Origin of the sequence: Bradyrhizobium sp. sBnM-33 (assembly GCF_032917945.1) — a bacterium.
Taxonomy (GTDB): Bacteria; Pseudomonadota; Alphaproteobacteria; order Rhizobiales; family Xanthobacteraceae; genus Bradyrhizobium.
In genome coordinates, this window is the sequence record NZ_CP136624.1 from 5769399 (window position 1) to 5791065 (window position 21667).

Genomic DNA, 21667 nt, shown 5'->3' on the forward strand with positions numbered 1-21667 from the left:
CGACCTCGCCGGTGATAACGTCTCCGAATACTTCCCATGCCTCGCCGTTGAACTTCATTAACTGCATTCTGTTCGATCGGGAAAAAGTCGTTTGCCTCAGTCGATCTGGATGCCGGACAGCAGCAAGATCGGCAACATCAAGCGCTTCAACGTTGCAAACATGTGCTTATTACGCACCACGAAACGGCATTGTTGCCTGCCGCCAATTGTGGTTGATGCAGCCTACGTCATGACCTGGCCTGACGGCGTGGCCCAGAGGTTGGATAGGGTTGAAACAGAACACACGAATTGGTCCGCGGCATCCCAGGCTCGCGGCCGGCGGATTCCGCTTCGCGCGATGGCTTGCGGCGAAAACCATGGGTGCTGCGGGCTTTCATCAACTCGGCTCGGCGTTCGCCGAAGCGCGGATCGCGCATGTGTGCGAAAAGCTTGCGCGCGGCGAGACAGTGTATCTCGCAGGTCTCGGCGCGCCCGGCACGCATAATTCAGGTCTGGCGCTGGTCGAGGTCACCCAGACGGACGGGCCACGGCTGATCGTCAACAACGAAGAAGAACGCTTTTCCGGCAACAAGCACACCACCGAATATCCAAAGCTGTCGATCGACGCGGCGGTGGCGACGCTGCGCGGCATGGGCCGCGATATCGGCGACATCGATGTCTGGCTCACGAGTTGGGATTACCCGACGCTCGCCGGCACGCTGGCCCGCTCGGTGCTCGAGGAATTGCCGCAGAGCATAAAACTCGTGCGCACCACCGAAGCAGCCGGTTTCGACGGCCGCCGCCTCGATCAGATGACGCGGACGCCAAAAATTCTCGCGCGCCAGCTCGGGCTTGCCGAGCGGGTGCCGCTGATCTGCCTGCCGCATCACGACAACCATGCCTGGTTTTCCTACGCCGCCTCGCCGTTCGCCGACGACGGCGAGCCGACCGCGATTGCGGTACTCGACGGCACCGGCGATCAAGGCTCGATCTCGCTCTATGTGGTCCAGCAAGGCGCGCTGCGCCGGCTCTACTGCAACGACAGCATGTTCGATTCACTCGGCGCATTCTACAGCGTGATCTCGTCGACACAGGGCGGATGGACCTGGTTGTCCAGCGAGGGCCGCTACATGGGCGCTGCCGCCTGGGGCGACATGAACCGCGCCAGCAATCCTTATTACGCGCGGCTGCGCGACGTTCTGCATTTTGGGGCGAACGGCGACATCAGGCTCAATCGCGCGCTGGCCAACTGGTATTGCGACCCCTTCGACCATCCCTACAAGGAAGCACTCACCAAAATCCTCGGCGAACCGCTTAAGCCGGACCAGCTCTGGAATCCGGATGCGGTGCTGCGTGTCGAGGACATCCACCACCGTCCCGATACCAAGGATCGTCTCGACAAGGCGGCCGCGACGCAACTGGTGTTCGAGGACGCCATGATCCACGTCGTCGATCATCTGTTGCGCGCGACCGGTGCCAACCGGCTGGTGCTGACCGGCGGCGTCGCGCTGAACGCGGTCGGCAACATGCGATTGCTCGAACATTTCGACCAAGCGTGGTTCGCCGACGCGCAGCAGCGCGACGCGCGGCTGCATCTGTGGGTGCCGCCGGTGCCCGGCGACCCCGGCGTTACCATCGGCGCCGCCTGGCTGTTTGCACATCTGGCCGGCGCTCCGCGCGGCGCGCCGATGAGCCATGCTTTCTACTGCGGGACGCCGCCGTCGCAAGGTGACGTCGTCTATGCAGTTGCGGCCGATGACGTCGCCTCGCAAAAGATCGGCGATATCTCGACGCCTGAAGGCCTTGAAGCGATCGCCGACCTGATGGCCTTCATGGTCGCCCAAAACGGCGTGATTGCGCTGTATCAGGGCGCGGCCGAGACTGGGCCCCGCGCACTCGGCCATCGCTCAATTCTCGCCAACCCCTGCGACCCGGCGGTGCGCGAGCTGCTCAACGCGCGCGTCAAATACCGCGAGGCCATTCGGCCGCTGGCGCCGATGGCGACGCTGGAGGCGGCGCAGGAATATTTCGAACTGCTGCCCGGCGCTGCGGATGCCGATTACAATGCCTATAATTACATGGTGCTGACGGCGCATTCGAAGCCGCACGCGCGAAAAAAAATCCCCGCCGTCATCCACGCCGATGGCACCGGCCGCATCCAGGTCGTGCGCGCCGGCGACGATCCCCTCACCTATGCGTACTTAAAGGCGCTCGGCCGCCACATCGGTGTCGAGCTGTCCGTCAACACCTCCTTCAATGTCGCGGGGCCGATTGCGCAGACGCCGCAGCAGGCGATCGATACGCTGCGCCGTTCCAAGGGGCTCGATGTCGTGGTCCTGGTGGCCGGCGACGGCACCGTCACCGCAGCCTGGCACGGCGGCGAGCGCGACAGCGGACGGTTCAGAAGCTGGCTTGCCGACTGGAAGACATCAGCTTCCAGCCAGCCTACGCGATAATTCGCTTCTTCTCGGAGATCGGGTGATCCGCCGGTTCAAAGATCGACGCGTTCGCTCGCAACCGCTTTGCGTTCCGCCATGTTGAACCGGCCGCTATAGATCGGGCGCTCACCGGTCGTCGGACCAGGATACTGGACGATGAATATCTCCCCGCCCGTTTCGGTGCGGAATTCGCCCTCAAAGTGCGGGTCGGGATGGAACAGCACCGTTCCCGGACCATGCAGCGTTCCATCAATTGAAAACTCGCCTTTCAGGATATGCCAGACCTGCGCGAAGCCATGATAGTGCTCGGGGTGATAGGCGCCGGGCTCAAGCCGCAGAATCCCTGCATTCGGCTCTGTCGGCCGCTCCGGCCTCGGGTGAAAAAGCATTTTGCCTGTTTCGCCCGGCCAGCGGATCGTCTCCCATTCGACTTCGTCGAAATGACGCGCCTCGTAGGGCTTGTGATCCTTTCGCGACGCTTCGCGCGCGGTCGTCAGCCCCGCGTTTGCGTTCACCGTATCGGGAATGTCCTTGCTCCTGACAGCACTCATTTTGCTCTCCCTTTTGCAGTTTTCTCTCGTTCGCTTTTCCTGCCCGCAATACTGCTCCACCACTCAACCGCGATGGCCGACTGATTTTCGATTGATGTCACCATGAGCAGGCGCGCACCGCCGGACCCCCGCGCCCACGCCATATGCGGTATGTCTGAGCGCAAATGAACTGAATCGCCGTGCTCCAGCGCGATCGTTTCGTCGCCGATCTGAAATTCGACACTGCCTTCGAGGACGAAGCACATTTCTTCGCCGGGATGCGCGACCAACGTCGGCCTGCGCGGTTTTGCCGACAATTCGAGCAGGAAAGTTTCCAGCCGCTGCTCGCCCACGCCCGAGGCGAGCTTGCGCCAGGCATAATTTGCGTCAGCGCCCTTCGATGGAATGGCATCGATTGACCGCACCACGCGATACGCGCGGGTCCGGTCCTCTCCTTCGATATCGGCAAACAATTCGGCCGGCGGCAGCTGAAGGACGCCGGCAATTTCCAAGAGGTTACCGATCGAACACGCGATGAGTCCGCGCTCAATCCGCGAGAGAAATGTCACGGACAGCCCGACCATTCCGGCGAGTTCCTCGAGCGTCAAACCGCGCGCCGAGCGGGCCCTGCGAATGACGGCTCCAATTGCAGCAAGGCGCGCCGCCTCGCGGGCGCGCCGGCCAGCTTCTGCCGAAACCACGTCGCTCTCCGTTTTGCTTATACGGCAAATCGTATTGCTATATAGGCAAATGTCAAGCTGGCTTCGTGTCGCCTGCGCGAGCGAACTAACGTTCGAGAAACTTCAGTACGCGGCCGTCGATCAACAGCAGCGCACTGCCGATCACCAGTGCGCCCGCGATTTCTCGCGGCGAAATCTGCTCGCCGAGCACGAGCGAGCCGAGCAGGATCGCCGTAACAGGCACAAGCAGCGTGACCAGCATGACGTTGGTGGCACCGGAGCGCCGCAGCACCTGGAAGAAAACAATATAGGCCAGCGCCGTCGACAACGCGGCAAGGCCGAACACCGCGAACCATGTCACTGCGCCCGGCATTGGCAATTGCCACGGCCGCTCGAAAAAGCCGGCGACGACAGCCATCATCAGGCTCGATGCCATTAATTGAAACGTGGCGGTGGCAAGCGGCGGCGAATCCGATAGCGCGCGCCGGGCTATCAGCGCGGAGATGCCGTAGCTCAGCGCCGCCGCGAGACACAGCAGGACGCCGAGCCCCTGCCCGCTGGCAAAGCCTAATCCGCTGCCGCGAAGGATCGCGACGCCGACAAGGCCGACGATCACACCGGCCACACGTCTGATGATGAGCTTCTCCTCGCCCGCCGCCGCCATCACCGCCACCGTGAACAGCGGCGTGGTGGCATTGAGGATCGAAGCCAGCCCGCTCGGGATGTACATCTGTCCGGTGACGATCAGCGAAAACGGCAGCACATTGTTGAACAGGGCGACGAGGAAGAACGGCCTCCAGCCTATCCACCCCTTCGGAAACGGCAGTCGCTGCACGCAAAGCGCCGGCAGCAGGATCATGGCGGCAAGCAGCACGCGCAACAGCACGAGCGTGAACGGCGGCAATTCCCTTAGCACCAGACCGTTGAAAAAGAACGATCCACCCCACAGGATCGAGAGCAGGCCGAGCAGCGACCAGTCACGGGCATCGATCCGGCCATCGCTGACTGTCATTTCGCAAGAACCTGGTGAAATCGCTGGCCAGCTAGGACCGGACGCGCGTCGCCGTCCACCCGATTTCCGAAGCCTAGTTCGGCTGCGACACGATCTCGATGATCTTGCCTTCGTCATCGTCGGGCGCGCTTGCCTTCGCTTTCTCATACGCGGCGAGCGCGGCGCGGCTGACGGGCACGTCTGCCAGCAGCGTTTCGGCCAGCGCCACGGCATAGGCCGCATCCTTGTGACGCAGCGCTGCGGTAAACGACGCGCCGGAGAAATCGCGCGCCACCATGCGCTTTGAATGCCGGATCACCTGCGGACTAGCCACCGCGCCGGTCGCCAAGGCATCCGCCACGAGATTCATATCGAGCCCGGCTTGCTCGGCCATGGCGACACCTTCGGCCAGACTCGCAATCTGCACCGCGCCCATCAGATTGTTGATCAGCTTGAAGACGGTGCCGGTGCCCACAGCGCCGAAATGCCTGATCACGTCGCCGATCGGCGCGAGATACGGTTTTGCACGATCGAGATCGGCAGCCTCAGCGCCGACGAGCAAGGTCAATTTCCCGCTGGCCGCCGCCTGCGGCAGGCCAGTGACCAGGCAGTCGATATAGGTAAGCCCTCGGCCGCGCAGTTCGCGCGCCATGTCGAGCGCCTGCTGGTGCGAGACAGTCGAGCATTCGATCGCGAGGCTGCCCGCCTTCATCGTTGCAGCCGCGCCGTCCTTGCCGAGCCAGACCGCACGGGATGCCCCGTCGTCGGCGACCATAGTCACGACAGCTTCAGCGCCATCGGCAGCGTCCGCCGGGGACGCGGCCCACCGCGCGCCACGTGCGATCAGGTCTTCCGCTTTTGCCTTGCTGCGATTCCACACCGCGACCGTAAAGCCTGCATCGAGATAGCGGCCGGCCATGCCATGGCCCATGCGGCCGAGCCCGATGAAGGCGACGTTGGTCATGCGCTAGTCCACGTCCTCGACCTGGCCGGGCGCGGTGCCGAACGCGCGCTGCGCCAGGGTCGCCGCCATGAACTCGTCGAGGTCGCCGTCGAGCACGCCTGATGTATCCGAGGTCTGCACGCCGGTACGCAGGTCCTTCACCATCTGGTAGGGCTGCAGGACGTAGGAGCGGATCTGGTGGCCCCAGCCGATATCGGTCTTGGCGGCCTGATCGGCGGCGGCCTGTTCCTCGCGCTTCTTCAACTCAATCTCGTAGAGCCGCGCGCGCAGCATGTCCCAAGCCTGGGCGCGGTTCTTGTGCTGTGAGCGGCCGGCCTGGCAGACCACCGCGACGCCGGTCGGAATATGCGTCAGGCGCACCGCGGATTCGGTCTTGTTGACGTGCTGGCCGCCGGCGCCGCCCGAGCGCATGGTGTCGGTGCGTACATCGGATTCCTTGATGTCGATCTTGATGCTGTCGTCGACGACGGGAAAGATCGCAACGGAGGAAAACGAGGTGTGCCGGCGCGCGTTGGAATCGAACGGCGAGATCCGCACCAGGCGGTGCACGCCCGCTTCCGTCTTCAGCCAGCCATAGGCATTGTGCCCGCTGATCTGGATGGTGGCGGATTTGAGGCCAGCCTCTTCGCCAAGCGTTTCTTCCAGATATTCGATCTTGAAGCCGTGTTTTTCGGCCCAGCGCGTGTACATGCGCAAGAGCATCGCGGCCCAGTCCTGGCTCTCGGTGCCGCCAGCGCCGGCATGGACTTCGAGATAGGAATCGAACCGGTCGGCCTCGCCCGACAGCAGCGCTTCCAGCTCGCGGCGGGCGACCTCCTTCTTCAGAGCTTTCAGCGCGTTCTCGGCCTCGACGACCACGCCTTCATCGTTCTCGGCCTCGCCGAGCGCGATCATCTCGACATTGTCGTCGAGCTCGCGCTCGACCTTGCCGATGCCCTCGAGCGCATCCACCAGCGAGGTGCGCTCCTGCATTAGCTTCTGGGCTTTCTGGGGATCGTTCCAGAGGTTGGGGTCTTCGGCGAGCTTGTTCAGCTCGGCCAACCGTGCCGTCGATTTCTCGACGTCAAAGATGCCTCCTCAGCAGCCCGACTGACTGCTTGATCTCTTCAACAAGGCGTTCGACTTCGGCGCGCATGGTCTCTCTGATCTGCGGATGGAACCGCTATTGGATGGATGTTTCAACGGCCGGATGTAGCGGCGTACGCCGCAAAGCGCAATCGGCTCAGGCGGTGAACTCGGGTTTGTTTGATGCCGGCAGGCTAATAAAGTCCGCCGGTGCCGGGCCGCATGATGTTGCCCGCATCAGGCTGATAGCCTTGCGAGTATCCTTGCGGCGCCCGGCCATCCATGTCGGCAACGCCGATGACCGAGTAATTGTCCGGCGGTGCGGTGCCCGGCTTGAATGCTTCGAGAATGGTGCGGCCGCCCTCGCCCGGACCGACGCGCATGCCGCTCTTGGCATCGACGCGAACCAGCTTGATGCCGGCGGGCACCTTGAACGGGATCGCCGGCTTGTCGGCGAGCGCAAGCTTGAGAAAATCCTTGGCGATCGGCGCGGCCAGATGACCACCGGTCATGCCGCGGCCGAGATTGCGCGGCTTGTCGAAGCCGACATAGATGCCGACCACGAGGTCCGGTGAAAAGCCGATGAACCACGCGTCTTTTTCATCGTTGGTGGTGCCGGTCTTGCCGGCAATGGGCTTGCCGACTTCCTTGACCACCGTTGCGGTGCCGGCCTGCACCACATATTCCATCATCGAGGTGATCTGGTAGGCCGTCATCGGGTCGAGCACCTGCTCGCGGCGGTCCACCAGTTGCGGCTCGGTCTGGTTCTTCCAGCCACCGGGCGCGTCGCAGCCGCGGCACTCGCGCGCGTCATGCTTGAAGATGGTACGGCCGTAGCGGTCCTGGATGCGGTCGATCAGGGTTGGCTTCACGCGGCGGCCGCCATTGGCGAACATGGAATAGGCCGTCACCATCCGCATCACTGTGGTCTCGCCGGCGCCGAGCGCATAGGACAGGTAATTCGGCAGCTCATCGTAGACGCCGAAGCGCCTCGAATATTCGCCGATCAATGGCATGCCGATGTCCTGCGCCAGCCGCACCGTCACGGTATTCAGCGACTGCCGGAGCGCGTTGCGCAGCGTCGTCGGCCCGCCGTATTTGCCGGACGAATAGTTTTCCGGGCGCCACACGCCGGCGCCCTGCCCCTGGTCGATTTCAATGGGCGCGTCGACCACGACGGTCGATGGCGTATAGCCGTTGTCCATTGCCGCCGAATAGACCAGCGGCTTGAAGGACGAGCCCGGTTGCCGATAGGCCTGGGTCGCGCGGTTGAACTGGCTCTGGTCGAACGAGAAGCCGCCCACCATCGCCAGCACGCGGCCGGTCCACGGATCCATCGCGACCAACGCGCCAGACACTTCCGGCAACTGGCGCAGCCGATACTGGCCCTCGACCGGCTTGCCCTCCTTGTCGAACAGCGGGTCGGCATAGATCACGTCGCCCGGCGACAGCACCTGCGCTACCGAACTCGGCGTCCTACCCTTGGTAGGTCCCGCGGCCGCCTTGGCCCAGCGCACGCCGTCGAGCGTGATGATGCCGGTCTGCCGCTGCTTGCTGACGGCGCCACCGAGTTCGCGGCCCGGTTGGAAACCGATCCGCGCCGACTGGTCGGACGTCTCCAGCACCACGGCCATCCGCCACGGCGAGATATCAGAGAGCGATTTGACGTCGGCGAGTTTGACGCCCCAGTCGCCGGAAACGTCGAGCTTGCTCACAGGCCCGCGCCAGCCCTGGGCCTCGTCATAGCGGACCAGACCGGCGACCATGGTCTTGCGCGCCATCACCTGCATTTTCGGATCGAGCGTGGCGCGGACCGACAAGCCGCCTTCGTACAACTTCTTTTCGCCGTAACGCTCGAAGATGTCGCGCCGGACTTCCTCGGCGAAATATTCGCCGGCGAAGATATGCGCGCCGTTGCCGCGACTGGTGACGTTGAGCTGTTCCTTGCGGGCCTTGTCGGCGTCGGCCTGCTTGATCCAGCCGTTTTCAATCAGTCGATCGATTACGTAATTGCGCCGCTCCACCGCGCGATCGCGGTTGCGCACCGGGTGCAGCGCCGCGGGCGCCTTCGGCAACGCCGCTAGATAGGAGGCTTCCGCGATGGTGAGTTCGTTCACTGATTTATCGAAATAGACCAGCGAGGCCGCCGCGATGCCGTAGGCGCCGAGGCCGAGATAGATTTCATTGAGATAGAGCTCGAGGATGCGGTCCTTGGAATAGGCGCGCTCGATGCGCATCGCCAGCAAGGCTTCCTTGATCTTGCGGGTGAAGGAGACTTCGTTGGTCAGAAGGAAATTCTTTGCGACCTGCTGGGTGATTGTCGACGCGCCCTGCGGGCGCTTGTTGGAGCCGAAATTCTGCGCATAGAGCACGGCCGCGCGCGCCATGCCGGTGAAGTCGATGCCGCCATGCTCGTAAAAATTCTTGTCTTCGGCCGCGAGGAACGCGTTGATGACGAGTTTTGGCACCGCCTGGATCGGCAGATAGAGCCGCCGCTCCTTGGAATATTCGCCGAGCAGCGCACCGTCAGACGCGTGCACGCGCGTCATCACTGGCGGCTCGTAATCCTGAAGCTGCGAGTAGTCGGGCAAGTCTTTGGAGAAATGCCAGATCGCGCCCGCAACGCCGGCCACGCCGACCAGGAACACAACGGTGCCGGCCGCAAACAGGAAACCCAAAAACCGGACCAGCAAGCGCATTATCGAAGTTCCGTTCCAACCTGTGCGCCGTCATCCGCGGCGCCTATCCTGACACGGCAATCCCGCCGGACGGGTTGCCGCTACGCGGTCGAACAATAAAAGGTCCGGCGGACAATATTGACCGATTCCGAAGACCAGCAGTCTGTTTTCTATACCGTTGCCGCTGTGGCCAAACTAGGGCTTGGGCCACCGGACGGCACCCTTTTCAATCCACCTTCAGGCAGCGGGATTTTTCACTTGCCCGGTCCGGCAGTTGCCAGCCGTTTGGCCAGAAATGCATCAATTGCCTGGGCCATTGAGCCGACCGTCTTGTTCCGCCAATTTTCCGAGACCAGATGCTCGAGGTCGCCCTTGTTCGAGACGTAACCGAGCTCGACCAGCACCGACGGCACGTCCGGGGCCTTCAGAACCCGGAAACCGGCCGATTTCAACGGCTGCTTGTGCATCCGCACGGTATTCTTCATTTCACTCATCAGGATCCGTGCAAACCGGTTTGAAAAGGTTTTGGTCTCCCGCTGCACGAGATCGATCAGGATGTCGGCGACTTCGGTCGGCTCGTCGACGAGGTTTACCCCGCCAATCGCGTCCGACTTATTTTCGGTATCGGCCAGCCGTTGGGCCTCGGAATCGGAGGCCTTATCGGAAAGCGTATAGATGGTGGCACCCTGAGCGTCGCCCTCGCCACGCGGCAAGGCGTCAGCATGGATCGAAACGAACAGCGCCGCGGCCTCGTTGCGTGCGATCTTCACGCGGTCGGCGAGCGGAATGAAGCTGTCATCAGTCCGGGTCATGACGACGCGATACTTGCCCGATTTCTCGATTCTGTCGCGCAGCGCCAGGCCAAAAGTCAGCACCAGATTCTTTTCCATGAAGTCGCCGCCGCCGGCCTGGGTGCCGTTGTCGACGCCGCCATGACCAGGATCGATCACGATCACCGGCCGCTTGTCAGGCGCTTGCGGCGGCTGGGCCGCCGTTGACGAATCCGGCCCGGCGGCGGCGTTTGCCTCGGCGATCGCCGGCCGCAGTTCGGGGCGGCTTTCCGGCGCCAGCGACTGAACAAAGGCGGTGCGGTCCACCTGTTCGAATTCGAGCACCAGCCGCGGCGGCTGGCCGTTGGCCGCTTCAAGTACATAGGATTTGGCGATCTTGGCCGGCCCCGTCAGGTCGAACACGATCCGTGATCCGCCCGGCATGACGAGACCATAACGGAACGCCTTCACCAGCCCCCTTCCCCCGATTCCAATCCCGGCGGGAAGACTGAAGCTGATCTGGGGAAGGTCGACGACCACGCGATAGGGGTCCGCGAGCGCAAAGGCGCGAAACTGAACCGGCTTGTCCAGATCGAGGATGAAACGGGTCTGCCTGGCATCGCCAGCCAGCCGGGCATCAGACGCAACAGGGAAACTCGATACGGCCGCCGGGTCGGGGACGGCGGCGACAGAAGCTGGCGGTTGAGAGGCTCCCCCTTGGGCCGCGCTGGGGCCGATCATTTGGGTGCACAGCAATGCTGCGGCGCACAATAGGCCACATCCCAGCAAAACAAGGTGATTTGCGCGGCTCGCCAACGATTCGGTGCCTCCGGAGGAGCCTTCCCTTACCGCATTAGAACCGCAGGGTTAATTGGGCCTTAACGTCTGATCAACGAAAAAGCAGCAAGTGTTGCCGCGCTGCGACGCTCGGCGGCGGGTTCCCTTGCGCTTCCCTTGCACGGAGCCCCCAATCCACGTATGTACGAGGTGCTGACGGCTAGTACTCCCGGTTGTGTCGCGTTCAGCCTCCCGGTGCAGCGCCGGAACCTCCGAAGCCCGGAGGAACCTGCGTCTTTCCCGATCCCTCCACAGCCAGCGCCGCGCGCGGCTGACACGGAGCGGCGGTTTCGAGCCCGAGCGGCGTCCGGTCCCAGGTCCTTATTTCCAGGGGCGGTTTGAGACACGGCAAAACTGATTATCCGGACCCTAACGGTCCGATATGCGATGGCCGGCGGGCGCTTAGGCGCCGAACCGGGCCTTCAGCGATAGATACGGCGGTATCCTTTCCGCCAACATGTTCAGACGGGCCGACGCTTGATGCGCCAGACTGTGTTGCCGACCAAGATCCACGGAACGATCGCGCCGACGCGAGGCGAAAGCCTTGCGCGTCGCACCGCTCCGGTGGGTCCCCGTTCGGCGCGGCGCCAAGACGTGCGTTTTGGCCTTCCCCTCACCCCCGAATCAGGTGGACCGTCGCGTCACCGGGCCGCGCAATTTGCGCGCGCCATGCACCGCGCCCGCCCCCGTCAAGAGTTCCAAAATGCCCAACAAGATGTTAATCGACGCCACCCACCCGGAAGAGACCCGGGTCGTTGTGGTCCGCGGCAACCGCGTCGAAGAATTTGATTTCGAGACCGCCCAGCGCAAGCAGCTCCGCGGCAATATCTATCTCGCCAAGGTCACGCGCGTAGAACCGTCGCTGCAGGCGGCGTTCATCGAATATGGCGGCAACCGCCACGGCTTCCTGGCGTTCAGCGAAATCCACCCGGATTACTATCAGATCCCGGTCGCCGACCGTCAGGCGCTGATCGAGGCCGACGAGCGCGCCCACCGCGAGGCCGAGGAAGAGAGCGAGAACCGCTCCAGCCATCGCCGCCGCTCGCGCCACCGCAATGCACGCCGCCGCGGCCATGGCGACCGTGTCCAGAGCGACGTGGTCGAGGGTGCCAGCGAGGATCCCTCGCAGGCCGCCCAGCCCTATGAGCGCCAAGAAAGTTTTCACGACCAAGATTTTCAAGAACATCTGCACGAGCCTGAGGCCGTGCAGGCCGGCGAGACGCCGGCGCATGACGCCGAACATCACGCCGAAGCGGCTCCTCACGATCGTGATGCGCACGAGCATGAGGCGCATGGGGACGAGCGGGCGCAAGATGCCGATCACCCTGTGCATGATCACGACGAACGCGAACAAGCGCCTGCCGCGAGCGAAGCGCCGGTCGCGGAGGTGCAATCCGATGCGCCTGCCCCTGCGTCGGTCGAAGCTGCCGAGGTGCAGGCCGATGACGGCCATGACGACCGTCATGACGAAGAGCGTGCGCGGGAAAACGCCGCCCATGCCGACGACGTGCCGCATGTCGAGCACGTCGGCGATTATACTCCCCCTCCCGATGAGCCCGCCGCGGCTCTGGAAGCCGATGACGGCCATGACGATGAGGACGATGGCGAGGACGCCGAAGAGGAAGTCGTCGAATCCGTCGGTGGCGACGACGTGCTGGAGGAAGTTCCGGAGCGCCCCTTCCGGCCACGCCGCCAGTACAAGATTCAGGAAGTCATCAAGCGCCGCCAGGTGATGCTGGTTCAGGTCGTCAAGGAAGAGCGTGGTAACAAGGGTGCGGCGCTGACGACCTACCTCTCGCTGGCCGGCCGCTACGCCGTCCTGATGCCTAACACCGCCCGTGGCGGCGGCATCAGCCGCAAGATCACCTCGGCCCAGGACCGTTCGCGGCTGAAGGAAGTGGTGCAGGACCTCGACGTGCCCGAGGGCATGGGGATCATCCTGCGCACCGCCGGCGCCTCGCGGACCAAGCCCGAGATCAAGCGCGACTTCGAATATCTGATCCGGATGTGGGAGACCGTGCGCGACATGACGCTGAAGTCGCAGGCCCCCACCCTCGTCTACGAGGAAGGCTCGCTGATCAAGCGCTCGCTGCGCGACCTCTACAACAAGGAGATCGACGAAATCCAGGTCGCCGGCGAAGCCGGCTATCAGGAAGCGCGCGACTTCATGAAGATGCTGATGCCCTCGAACGTACGGGCGGTGAAGCAGTATCGCGATGGCCAGCCGCTGTTCTCGCGGATGGGCGTCGAAAGCCAGTTGGACGCAATGTTCTCGCCAACGGTGCAGCTCCGTTCCGGCGGCTACATCGTCATCAACCAGACCGAGGCGCTGGTATCGATCGATGTCAACTCCGGCCGCTCGACCCGCGAACATCACATCGAGGACACCGCGCTCAAGACCAACATGGAAGCGGCGGAGGAAGTGGCGCGGCAGTTGCGTCTGCGCGATCTTGCCGGCCTGATCGTCATCGACTTCATCGACATGGACGAGAAGCGCAACAACCGCGCGGTGGAGCGCAAGCTATCCGACTGCCTGCGGCAGGATCGCGCGCGCATCCAGGTCGGACGCATCTCGCATTTCGGCCTTCTGGAAATGTCGCGCCAGCGCATCCGTGCCAGCGTGCTGGAAAGCTCGACGGAGCCCTGCCCGCAATGCGGCGGCAGCGGCCACGTGCGCTCGGTCTCCTCGGTCGCGCTGCAATTGCTCCGCGGCATCGAGGAAATCCTGATGAAGGGCGCGACCCACAATCTGGTGGTGCGCACCCGCACCGACGTGGCGCTCTATGTGCTCAACCACAAGCGCGGCCACCTGCGCGATCTCGAAAACGCCTTCAAGGTTTCGCTGGCCGTCGTCGCCGACGCTACCGTGAGTGGCCAGCAGTCATACGTCATCGACCGCGGCGAGCAGGTGCACACGCTGGAAGCCGCCAAGGCGTTGCTGGCGGCACAGGCTGCCGCCTTCCCGCCGCAAGTCGAGGAAGCCTATGACGACGACGAGGCGTTCGACATCGAGACCGAATCCGAGATCGAAACGGAGGAGACCGAGGGGCTGACCGACGACGCCGCCGAGGCAGTGGTGGGCGAAGGCGAAGGAGACGGTCACCGCCGCAAGCGGCGCCGGCGCCGGCGCGGCCGTGGCGAGCCGCGTGAAGGTGGTGCCCCGCGCGAGGACGGTGACGCGATGCGCGTCGCAGGCGAGGCCGTCGACGGCGCGATCGCCGAGGACGGCGAAGCCGACGAGGACGAAGGCGACGAACAGGCCGGCACGGTCCGTGGCGATCAAGCTGCCGGTGGCGAGCGGCGCCCGCGCCGCCGTGGCCGTCGCGGCGGACGCCGCCGGCGCGGTACCGGACTGGAAGATGGTCTTGCCGGGTCGATTGCAGACGAACTCGGGCCGACCCCAGTTCCGGAGGCGACCAGCGCGGTTGCCGATTTCGAGGGCGGCTCGTCCGAGCCCGCGCCATCACTGGTGCAGGCCGACGCCCAGCCCGAACCGGTCTCGCCGCCGGCGGAGATGCAGCCTGCGGCCGATGCCCAGCCGGAGCCGGTTGCGAGTGCGCCGGCGCCAACCGCTGAGGAAACCAGGCAAGAGGCCGAGCGCGCCGCGGCGCGGCGGCGCTCGACCGTGCGCGAGAAAGTCAGCTTCATGACCAGCGTTCCGGCCGAACCGGCGCCCGCCGTCAGTCAGAACACGCCAGAGCCGCTCGCGCACCCCGCGCCCGCTCCAGCCGAACCTGCGCCGGCCGCATCGGGCGAAGCTGCGCCACGCAAGGCAGGCTGGTGGTCACGGCGCTTCGGCAGCGGCGAGTAAGGAATCGAACCCAAAAAGAAAAACCGCCCGGCGAAAACCGGGCGGTTTTTGTTGGCGGTGTCTACGAGACCGATCGCCAGCGTGAAACTGGAGACGGCTGCTATTAGCGGATGCGATCGCTTAACCGCGCGGATCAAAGATCCGCCGGATCGCCGGCACGAGAGCAGCGCCGAGCGCGTTCTTGATCAGCGATGCCGCGATGAAAGGCGCAATGCCGACCAGCCACGCCTTTTCGACGCCGAGCTTGATGCCGAACGCAAGCCAACCAAATCCGGCGGCAAGAATGAGAACGTGTCCGAGCGCCATCGCCACGAATAGCCGGAGCACGGATCGGTCCCAGCCGCGCTCGCTCAGCCATCCCGTCACGAAGGCCGCCGCTACGAAGCCGACGAGATATCCGGCCGTCGGACCGACGAACGGCGCGAGGCCGCCGACCGGGCCCGCGAATACCGGAAATCCGATCGCCCCCTCCGCCAGATAGGCCATGAGTGTAGCGCTGCCGAGCCGCCAGCCATAGGCTGCGCCGATCACCAGCACGACAAGCGTCTGCAGCGTCATCGGTACATAGGGCAACGGCAGATTGACCTTCGCCGACAAGGTCAGCAGCGCCGTTCCCAGCGCGATCAGGATCACGCTGCGCAACAGGCCCGACGATCCATCGGCGCGATGCGGCCATAGCAGCGCGGCGAGCGGGAAATGCGATGGCGCGACGGTTTCAGTCATGGTTCTGGCGGACACGGATGGCTCCCGGTTGGTTATAGGTGCGGATGAGGTATGTGACGGGCCGGAGGTATTATCGCAGCCAACGCGCGATGCGCGTCACCGCTTCGCGCATCTCCTCGGCCGAGCGCGCATAGGAGAAGCGAATGAAGCTGCGGCCGTGGATCGGATCGAAATCGACGCCCGGCGTCGCCGCCACATGCGCCTTCTCCAGCATGCGGCCGGCAAACTCGAAACTGTCGGACGTGAAATCCGAAACATCGGCGTAAAGATAGAACGCGCCATCGGCCGGCAGGAATTTGGTTAGACCGGCCTTCGGCAATCCCTCGATCAGGATGCGACGGTTCTCCTGGTAGCCGCGCTTGATCGCCTCCATCTCTTCGCGGCCTTCGAATGCCGCTTCGGCCGCGATCTGCGACAGCGTCGGCACCGAGATCGACAGGTTCTGCTGCAGCCGCTCGACCGGACGGACCAGAGACTCCGGCACCACCATCCAGCCGACCCGCCAGCCGGTCATGCAGAAATATTTCGAGAACGAATTGATCACGAGCGCCTGCGGCGAAAGCCCCGCCGCCGTCACCGCCGGAAACGCATAGTCGAGCCCGTGATAGATCTCGTCAGAGATGAAGCGGATGCCCGCGTCCTCCGCCGCGTTGATCAGGCCGGTGAGCGCCTCGCGCGACATCATCGTTCCCGTCGGATTGGCGGGGCTGCCGACCAGCACGCCCTTCAGCGGCGCCTTGCGGTGCGCCGCCAGCAACGCCTCTCCCGTCAGCGCATGGCGTGTCGCGCTCGAGGTCTCGATCAGTACCGGCTCGCAACCGAGCGCGGTCAGAATATGCCGGTAGGGTGGATAACCCGGCACCGTGACCGCCACGCGATCCCCCGGCTCGAACATCGACAGGAACGCCAGAATGAATCCGCCGGACGAGCCGGTCGTGATCACGATGCGGTCGGCATCGACCACACAGCCGTAAGCGTCGCGGTAATGCCTGGCAATCCGCGCACGCAGCGTGGGCATGCCGAGTGCGGAGGTGTAGTCGATTCGCGCCTCGTCGAGCGCCGCGTGCGCGGCCGCGATCGCGGTTCTGGACGCGGGCGCCGCCGGTTGCCCCACTTCCATGTGAATGACGTGGCCGCCGGCCGCCTCGATGCGCGCTGCGGCCGCCATTACGTCCATCACCATGAAAGGCGGAACATCGCTCCGTGTCGAAGGCGTCAGCAGCGCTGTTGCGCGATCTCTCACTGTCGATTCCAGCATCGATCTCTGCTATTTGCACGGGCGCTGCCCGAATTCGGGTTCCCGAACCGGTTGGCGCCCCAGACTGGCCGTATTCGGTGGCTTGTTATAGCGTTTTCAAGCGAAGTGATACCGGCTCCGGTAAAGAAACGCATTGAAACAACAAACTAGGACCCGTTTCTGATCTAATCGGAAACCGAACCGGCTTCCGGCCAATCCGGATGCACCGTCAATCGCCAAAGATCGCTCATGCTGCTTCGCATCGCCCTACGCAAGAAATCACTGAAGTTGACCACGTTGACCACTGCGGTCGCCCTTGCCGTCGCGCCGATGGCCGCGCTGGCGCAAGAGAACAGGGGCCCACCGGTGCTCCGCGACACCGAGACGGAACAATTGCTGCGCGAATATACGCGGCCGATCCTGCGCGCCGCCGGTCTGGAAAAGCAGAACATCCAGATGGTCATCATCAACCAGGGCGTCTTCAACGCCTTCGTTGCCGACGGCCGACGCATCTTCGTGAACTACGGCGCGATCATGCAGTCGGAGACGCCAAACCAGATCATCGGCGTGATGGCGCACGAAACCGGCCATCTTGCCGGCGGCCATCTTGCCAAGATGCGCGAGCAGATGGCGCTGGCGCAGACGCAGATGATCATCGCCATGCTGCTTGGCGCCGGCGCGATGGTCGCGGGCGCGCAAGGCGGCAGCAACAGCGGATTGGCCAACGCCGGCGCGGCGATGTTTTCCGCGCCGGGAGAAATGATCCGCCGCAACCTGCTCTCCTACGTGCGTCAGCAGGAAGAGAACGCCGACAAGGCCGGCGTGAAGTTTCTGACCGCCACCGGCCAGTCCGCCAGGGGCATGTACGAGACCTTCAGACGCTTCACCGACGAGAGCCTGTTCGCCGCGCGCGGCTCAGACCCTTACGTTCAGTCGCATCCGATGCCGGCCCAGCGCGTCGCCGCGCTGGAAGAACTGGCACGGTCGAGCCCTTATTGGGACAAAAAGGATGACCCTGCCCTGCAGCTACGCCACGACATGGTGCGCGCAAAGATCTCGGCCTTCATGGAGCGGCAGGATACCGTATACCGGCGCTATCCGCTGTCCAACAACAGCCTGCCTGCGCGCTACGCGCATGCTATCGCGACCTATCGGCACGGCGACCTGCGCAGCGCGCTCGCGCAGATCGACGCCCTGATTCAGCAGCAACCCAACAATCCTTATTTCCACGAGGTGCGCGGCCAGGCGCTGCTGGAGGGCGGCAAGCCGCAGGAGGCGATCGCGCCGCTTCGCAAGGCCGTAGCGCTCTCCAACAACGCTCCGCTCATCGAGATGCTGCTTGGGCAGGCCCTCGTGGCAACCGGCAACAACGCCTACACCGACGAGGCGATTGCCATCCTGCGCGCGGCGGTAGCGCGCGAGAGCGAGGCGCCGATCGGCTATATGCAGCTTGCGATGGCCTATGGCCGAAAAGGAGATTACGCGCAGGCCGATCTGGCGTCGGCCCAGGCCGCCTACCTGCGCGGCGACAGCAAGACGGCGCGCGATCTCGCCTCACGGGCAAAAACACGCTTCGCGATCGGGACGCCGGGATGGGTCAAGGCTGACGACATCGTGAACACCAAGCCGCTGCCCGGCCAGAAGGGCAACTAGAATTCAACCGCATTCGGCTATAATCGGACTTGGTCACCAAAGACTTGGTTACCAAGACTTGGCCATCAAGGATTTGGCCAACCGACCAAGATATTCTCGAGGAGCCGGCCTTCAGCAGAATTGCCCGGGAACTCGCCGCATAAGGATTTATCGATGCCCTCGTTCCGTCTTCTCATCCCCGCACTGTTCGCTTTGGCGCTCTGCGGCGCGCCGCTGCCCGTCTCAGCACAGAGTTTTACCGATACCCAGCGCGGCGACATCGAGGCCATCATCCGCAATTACCTGATCGCGCATCCCGAGGTGCTCGAAGAGGCGATGACCGAACTCAGCAAGCGTCAGGCCGCAGCCGAAGCCGCCAAGCACGAAGCCGGCGTCGCCAAGAATGCGGACACGATCTTCAACTCGCCGCGCGGCGTCACCGTGGGCAACAAGGACGGCGACGTCACCTTCGTCGAGTTCTTCGATTACAATTGCGGCTATTGCAAGCGCGCGATGATGGACATGATGGAGCTGATGAAGAGCGACCCGAAGCTCAAGGTCGTACTCAAGGAATTTCCGGTACTGAGCGCGGGCTCGATCGAAGCCGCCCAGGTCGGCGTCGCGGTGCGCATGCAGGATCCGACCGGCAAGAAATATCTCGACTTCCATCAGAAGCTGCTCACCGGCCGCGGCGCCGCCGACAAGGCGCGCGCGATGGCCGTTGCCAAGGAAGTCGGCCTCGACATGGCGAAGCTGGAGAAGGATCTGAACAGCGCCGAAGTGCGCAACACGCTCGAGGAAAATTTCAAGCTCGCCGAGGCGATGGGCATGAACGGCACACCGAGCTACGTGATCGGCAAGCAGGTCGTGATCGGCGCGGTCGGTGTCGAGGCCTTGCGCGAAAAGATCAGCAACGCGCGCTGCGGCAAGGCGACCTGCTGAGGCGATGATTCACAAATTGCGATGAAAAGGCCGGCTCACAGCCGGCCTTTTTCTTTGCGGCATTCTGCGGCGCAGCGGTTCATCCCACGTTCACAAAACGGTTCATCCCGCGTTCATAAAACAAAGGCGGCGGAACTGCCAACTATCAGGAACATCAGGCAATTCCTTTCGTTGTCGGCGTGGGCAATGCAGAAACGTGAGGAGACATTCAATGAGTAATCGCTTTCTGATGACGGTCGCGACGGCGGCCCTGATCGCCGGAACCGGCTTTGCGAATGCGCAAGGCACCGGCATGGGACGCGGCGACGCAGGGTCGGCCGGTTCTGCGGCGCAGCAGAGCGCGCCTTCCTCTGAGCGCGGCGGCGCCTCGTCAGGCACCATGCAGCGCGATAGCGGCGGCACGTCCGAAACGAAGGGCGCGCAGTCCGAGCAGAAGTCGATGGGCGGTGAAAAGACCCAACGCAGCGAAGACCGCATGAAGGGCGGCAAGGACATGAAGGCCGAGGGTAAGGAAGACCGCGGCGGCATGAAGTCCGAACAGAAGGCCGAACAGAAATCCGAAAAGGGCCAGACCACCGGCCAGGGCACGACACAGCGTGATCAGGGCACGACACAACGTGACCAGACCCAGCGTGACCAGACCACGACCCAGGGCCGTGACCAACCCATGCAGAAGGACCAGAAGGCCCAGGGCCAACAGGACCGCACTCAGACCCAGACACAGGGCGGAGCCGCGGGCCAGACCACGACCACGACGGGCCAGGCCGGCGCTGCCGCGAAGCTCTCGACCGAGCAGCGCACCCAGATCACGACCGCGATCAAGGAGACACGCGTTCAGCCGGTGACGAACGTGAACTTCTCGATTTCGGTCGGCACCAGGGTACCGCGCGACGTGACCTTCCATACGTTGCCGGAGCGAGTGGTGACGATCTATCCGGAATGGCGCAGGTATAAGTACATCCTCGTCAAGGAGCAGATCGTGATCGTGGATCCGAACACCTACGAAATCGTGGCGGTTCTGGAAGCCTAAAGCGGTATTCGCCACGATCAGAGGGCGGGCAGCAATGCCCGCCCTTTTTGCGCTCTTGGCTCCACTCAACGAGATGCTTCTCAACGAGATGCTTCGCATCACTTCCGCAGAAGCAGCCGCACCAGTTCGGCTTGGCGGCGTGAACCTGTCTTGTCAAAGATGCTGGAGAGATGGCTGCGCGCCGTCCCGACGGTAATGCCGAGTCTGTCAGCGGCGGCCTGGCGACCGTCGCCCTTGACAATCTCAAGCGCAAACGCTGCCTCTGCCGGCGTGAACCCGAACCGTTCGCGCAGGTCTTCGACACGCGCCTGGATCTCTGTTTCAGGATCGGAGACGAGCACGATCGCGACAGCACGTTGCGAGAAAGTCCAGGGGATGATGGCCGTTGCCTTTTCCTGCTTGACCGGCGTCACGACAACATCAAGCGGCAACCGCGTTCCACGCGCCAGCGCGACTTCGCCGCCAGAAGCGGTTACGGTACTAGCATCGCCAGCGCATGACTTGATCAGCCTGCGCAACGCTCGCCCGCCGTCAGCATCGGACGCCGACAAAGCGCCTGCCTCGAGCCGCAGGCCATCGCGACTATCGAGCAGCGCCCGAGCCGCGCGATTGACGAATAGCGGCCGTGCCTCCGCATCGACAAGCAGAAAACCCTGTTGCAATCCGTCGAGGCCGGTTAGCGCGCGCTCGTTTGCGATCGTCAGATGATACACACGGCGCTGCAGCGCGACTGCCCGAACCAGATGCTGCGCCAGCGCCGCGAACAAACGTTTCTGGCTGGCGTCAAATTGCGACTGATTCAGCGGTCCGTGGCTCGCAATGTGTCCGGAGGCTGCGCTATCGGCAAACAGGTTGGTGACCAAGGGGTCGGCGCTGAAACCGCCCCGCCGCCACAATTCGTTATAGAAGGCGGTGCTGGTAAACTCGTCCCGCGAGATGACGTCGGCGCCGGTAAAGACCTCTCCGGGCCGATAGTTTCCAGTGCACGGCAAGGCCGGAATATTCGACGTCCAGTCGTCAAAGCTGCGCAAGATATCTGGATCGGTTCGCGGCGCATGCATGCTCACGATCCCGTTCGCCGGATCGTAAAATCCGAACACCACCTGCGGTCCGCCAACAGCATCGCCAATTCTGTTGAGGACGCCCGGCCAGAGCTGCGCGTCGAGCGCGGCATCGTAGATAGATCCGACAAGGTCCAGCACCTTGTCCTCGCCGGATAGCCCACCGCCAGACATTCGCCCCACCGAGTTGTGCACGAACTCTGGCCTAGGTGCCGCCCCGGCCGCAAGGCTCGATTATGGGCATCAAGCACGCTGTTGCCGCGAAGCCTCACTTCGCAACATTCACCTCAAGATGCTTC

At 63.7% G+C, this 21667-nt stretch carries 15 protein-coding genes; 5 read left to right on the forward strand and 10 right to left on the reverse strand.

Features of this window, described 5'->3' with window-relative positions; translation table 11 throughout:
* Window positions 1-356 precede the first annotated feature (356 nt).
* Window positions 357-2435, forward strand: a complete 2079-nt coding sequence (locus RX328_RS27020) for a carbamoyltransferase C-terminal domain-containing protein (protein WP_213247769.1) — start codon at window positions 357-359, stop codon at window positions 2433-2435.
* Between the two features lie 35 nt (window positions 2436-2470).
* Here the strand turns inward: RX328_RS27020 and RX328_RS27025 are convergent, their stop codons facing one another.
* The 7 genes from RX328_RS27025 to RX328_RS27055 form a co-directional block, all read right to left on the reverse strand.
* A complete protein-coding gene (locus tag RX328_RS27025) occupies window positions 2471-2968 on the reverse strand; it encodes a cupin domain-containing protein (protein ID WP_213247412.1) in 498 nt (165 codons plus the stop codon).
* Window positions 2965-3648: a helix-turn-helix domain-containing protein gene (locus tag RX328_RS27030; RefSeq protein ID WP_213247414.1), complete on the reverse strand. Its 684-nt coding sequence runs from the start codon at window positions 3646-3648 to the stop codon at window positions 2965-2967. Before RX328_RS27030 ends, RX328_RS27025 begins: the two co-directional genes overlap by 4 nt.
* Before the next feature lie 85 nt (window positions 3649-3733).
* The gene (locus RX328_RS27035) at window positions 3734-4639 is read right to left on the reverse strand and encodes a DMT family transporter (protein WP_213247416.1); all 906 of its coding nucleotides are present in this window, start codon (window positions 4637-4639) and stop codon (window positions 3734-3736) included.
* A gap of 73 nt (window positions 4640-4712) precedes the next feature.
* Window positions 4713-5582 (reverse strand): NAD(P)-dependent oxidoreductase, encoded by an 870-nt coding sequence (locus RX328_RS27040; protein WP_213247418.1) that lies wholly within the window; start codon window positions 5580-5582, stop codon window positions 4713-4715.
* Window positions 5583-5585: 3 nt separating this feature from the next.
* A protein-coding gene (gene prfB, locus RX328_RS27045; RefSeq protein ID WP_213247420.1) for a peptide chain release factor 2 occupies window positions 5586-6717 on the reverse strand; the annotation gives its coding sequence in 2 pieces (ribosomal slippage) (window positions 5586-6647 and window positions 6649-6717; 1131 coding nt in all).
* 124 nt (window positions 6718-6841) lie between these two features.
* Complete coding sequence (locus RX328_RS27050; RefSeq protein WP_213247423.1) at window positions 6842-9346, reverse strand: penicillin-binding protein 1A; 2505 nt, start codon at window positions 9344-9346, stop codon at window positions 6842-6844.
* A gap of 233 nt (window positions 9347-9579) precedes the next feature.
* Window positions 9580-10911, reverse strand: a complete 1332-nt coding sequence (locus tag RX328_RS27055; RefSeq protein ID WP_213247425.1) for an N-acetylmuramoyl-L-alanine amidase — start codon at window positions 10909-10911, stop codon at window positions 9580-9582.
* Window positions 10912-11635: 724 nt separating this feature from the next.
* On the opposite strand from RX328_RS27055, the gene RX328_RS27060 reads away from it, so the two are divergent.
* Entirely contained in the window at window positions 11636-14743 is a 3108-nt protein-coding gene (locus tag RX328_RS27060; RefSeq protein ID WP_213247427.1) for a ribonuclease E/G, read from the forward strand.
* A 120-nt stretch (window positions 14744-14863) separates the two neighbouring features.
* On the opposite strand, the gene RX328_RS27065 is transcribed toward RX328_RS27060, so the two are convergent.
* Window positions 14864-15466, reverse strand: coding sequence for a biotin transporter BioY (locus tag RX328_RS27065; RefSeq protein WP_213247771.1), 603 nt, complete (start codon window positions 15464-15466; stop codon window positions 14864-14866).
* Between the two features lie 70 nt (window positions 15467-15536).
* Window positions 15537-16724, reverse strand: a complete 1188-nt coding sequence (locus tag RX328_RS27070) for a pyridoxal phosphate-dependent aminotransferase (protein ID WP_213247429.1) — start codon at window positions 16722-16724, stop codon at window positions 15537-15539.
* A gap of 228 nt (window positions 16725-16952) precedes the next feature.
* Here RX328_RS27070 and RX328_RS27075 point away from each other — a divergent pair, with 228 nt between their 5' ends.
* The 3 genes from RX328_RS27075 to RX328_RS27085 all read left to right on the forward strand — a co-directional run bounded on the left by RX328_RS27075 (window position 16953) and on the right by RX328_RS27085 (window position 20307).
* Window positions 16953-18356 (forward strand): M48 family metalloprotease, encoded by a 1404-nt coding sequence (locus RX328_RS27075; RefSeq protein ID WP_213247431.1) that lies wholly within the window; start codon window positions 16953-16955, stop codon window positions 18354-18356.
* Window positions 18357-18509: 153 nt separating this feature from the next.
* A complete protein-coding gene (locus RX328_RS27080; RefSeq protein WP_213247433.1) occupies window positions 18510-19277 on the forward strand; it encodes a DsbA family protein in 768 nt (255 codons plus the stop codon).
* Window positions 19278-19488: 211 nt separating this feature from the next.
* Entirely contained in the window at window positions 19489-20307 is an 819-nt protein-coding gene (locus tag RX328_RS27085) for a DUF1236 domain-containing protein (RefSeq protein WP_213247435.1), read from the forward strand.
* 98 nt (window positions 20308-20405) lie between these two features.
* Here RX328_RS27085 and RX328_RS27090 read toward each other — a convergent pair whose 3' ends face one another.
* Window positions 20406-21542 (reverse strand): helix-turn-helix transcriptional regulator, encoded by a 1137-nt coding sequence (locus RX328_RS27090; RefSeq protein ID WP_213247437.1) that lies wholly within the window; start codon window positions 21540-21542, stop codon window positions 20406-20408.
* Between the last annotated feature and the right edge of the window lie 125 nt (window positions 21543-21667).

What these genes read in the sequence shown, in the direction of transcription:
- RX328_RS27035 (WP_213247416.1), bottom strand. Translation starts at nt 4,639, where the DNA reads ATGACAGTCAGCGATGGCCGGATCGATGCCCGTGACTGGTCGCTGCTC.
- RX328_RS27090 (WP_213247437.1), bottom strand. Translation starts at nt 21,542, where the DNA reads ATGTCTGGCGGTGGGCTATCCGGCGAGGACAAGGTGCTGGACCTTGTC.
- RX328_RS27085 (WP_213247435.1), top strand. Translation starts at nt 19,489, where the DNA reads ATGAGTAATCGCTTTCTGATGACGGTCGCGACGGCGGCCCTGATCGCC.
- RX328_RS27050 (WP_213247423.1), bottom strand. Translation starts at nt 9,346, where the DNA reads ATGCGCTTGCTGGTCCGGTTTTTGGGTTTCCTGTTTGCGGCCGGCACC.
- RX328_RS27070 (WP_213247429.1), bottom strand. Translation starts at nt 16,724, where the DNA reads ATGCTGGAATCGACAGTGAGAGATCGCGCAACAGCGCTGCTGACGCCT.
- RX328_RS27025 (WP_213247412.1), bottom strand. Translation starts at nt 2,968, where the DNA reads ATGAGTGCTGTCAGGAGCAAGGACATTCCCGATACGGTGAACGCAAAC.
- RX328_RS27060 (WP_213247427.1), top strand. Translation starts at nt 11,636, where the DNA reads ATGCCCAACAAGATGTTAATCGACGCCACCCACCCGGAAGAGACCCGG.
- RX328_RS27020 (WP_213247769.1), top strand. Translation starts at nt 357, where the DNA reads ATGGGTGCTGCGGGCTTTCATCAACTCGGCTCGGCGTTCGCCGAAGCG.
- RX328_RS27075 (WP_213247431.1), top strand. Translation starts at nt 16,953, where the DNA reads ATGCTGCTTCGCATCGCCCTACGCAAGAAATCACTGAAGTTGACCACG.
- RX328_RS27040 (WP_213247418.1), bottom strand. Translation starts at nt 5,582, where the DNA reads ATGACCAACGTCGCCTTCATCGGGCTCGGCCGCATGGGCCATGGCATG.
- RX328_RS27065 (WP_213247771.1), bottom strand. Translation starts at nt 15,466, where the DNA reads ATGACTGAAACCGTCGCGCCATCGCATTTCCCGCTCGCCGCGCTGCTA.
- RX328_RS27080 (WP_213247433.1), top strand. Translation starts at nt 18,510, where the DNA reads ATGCCCTCGTTCCGTCTTCTCATCCCCGCACTGTTCGCTTTGGCGCTC.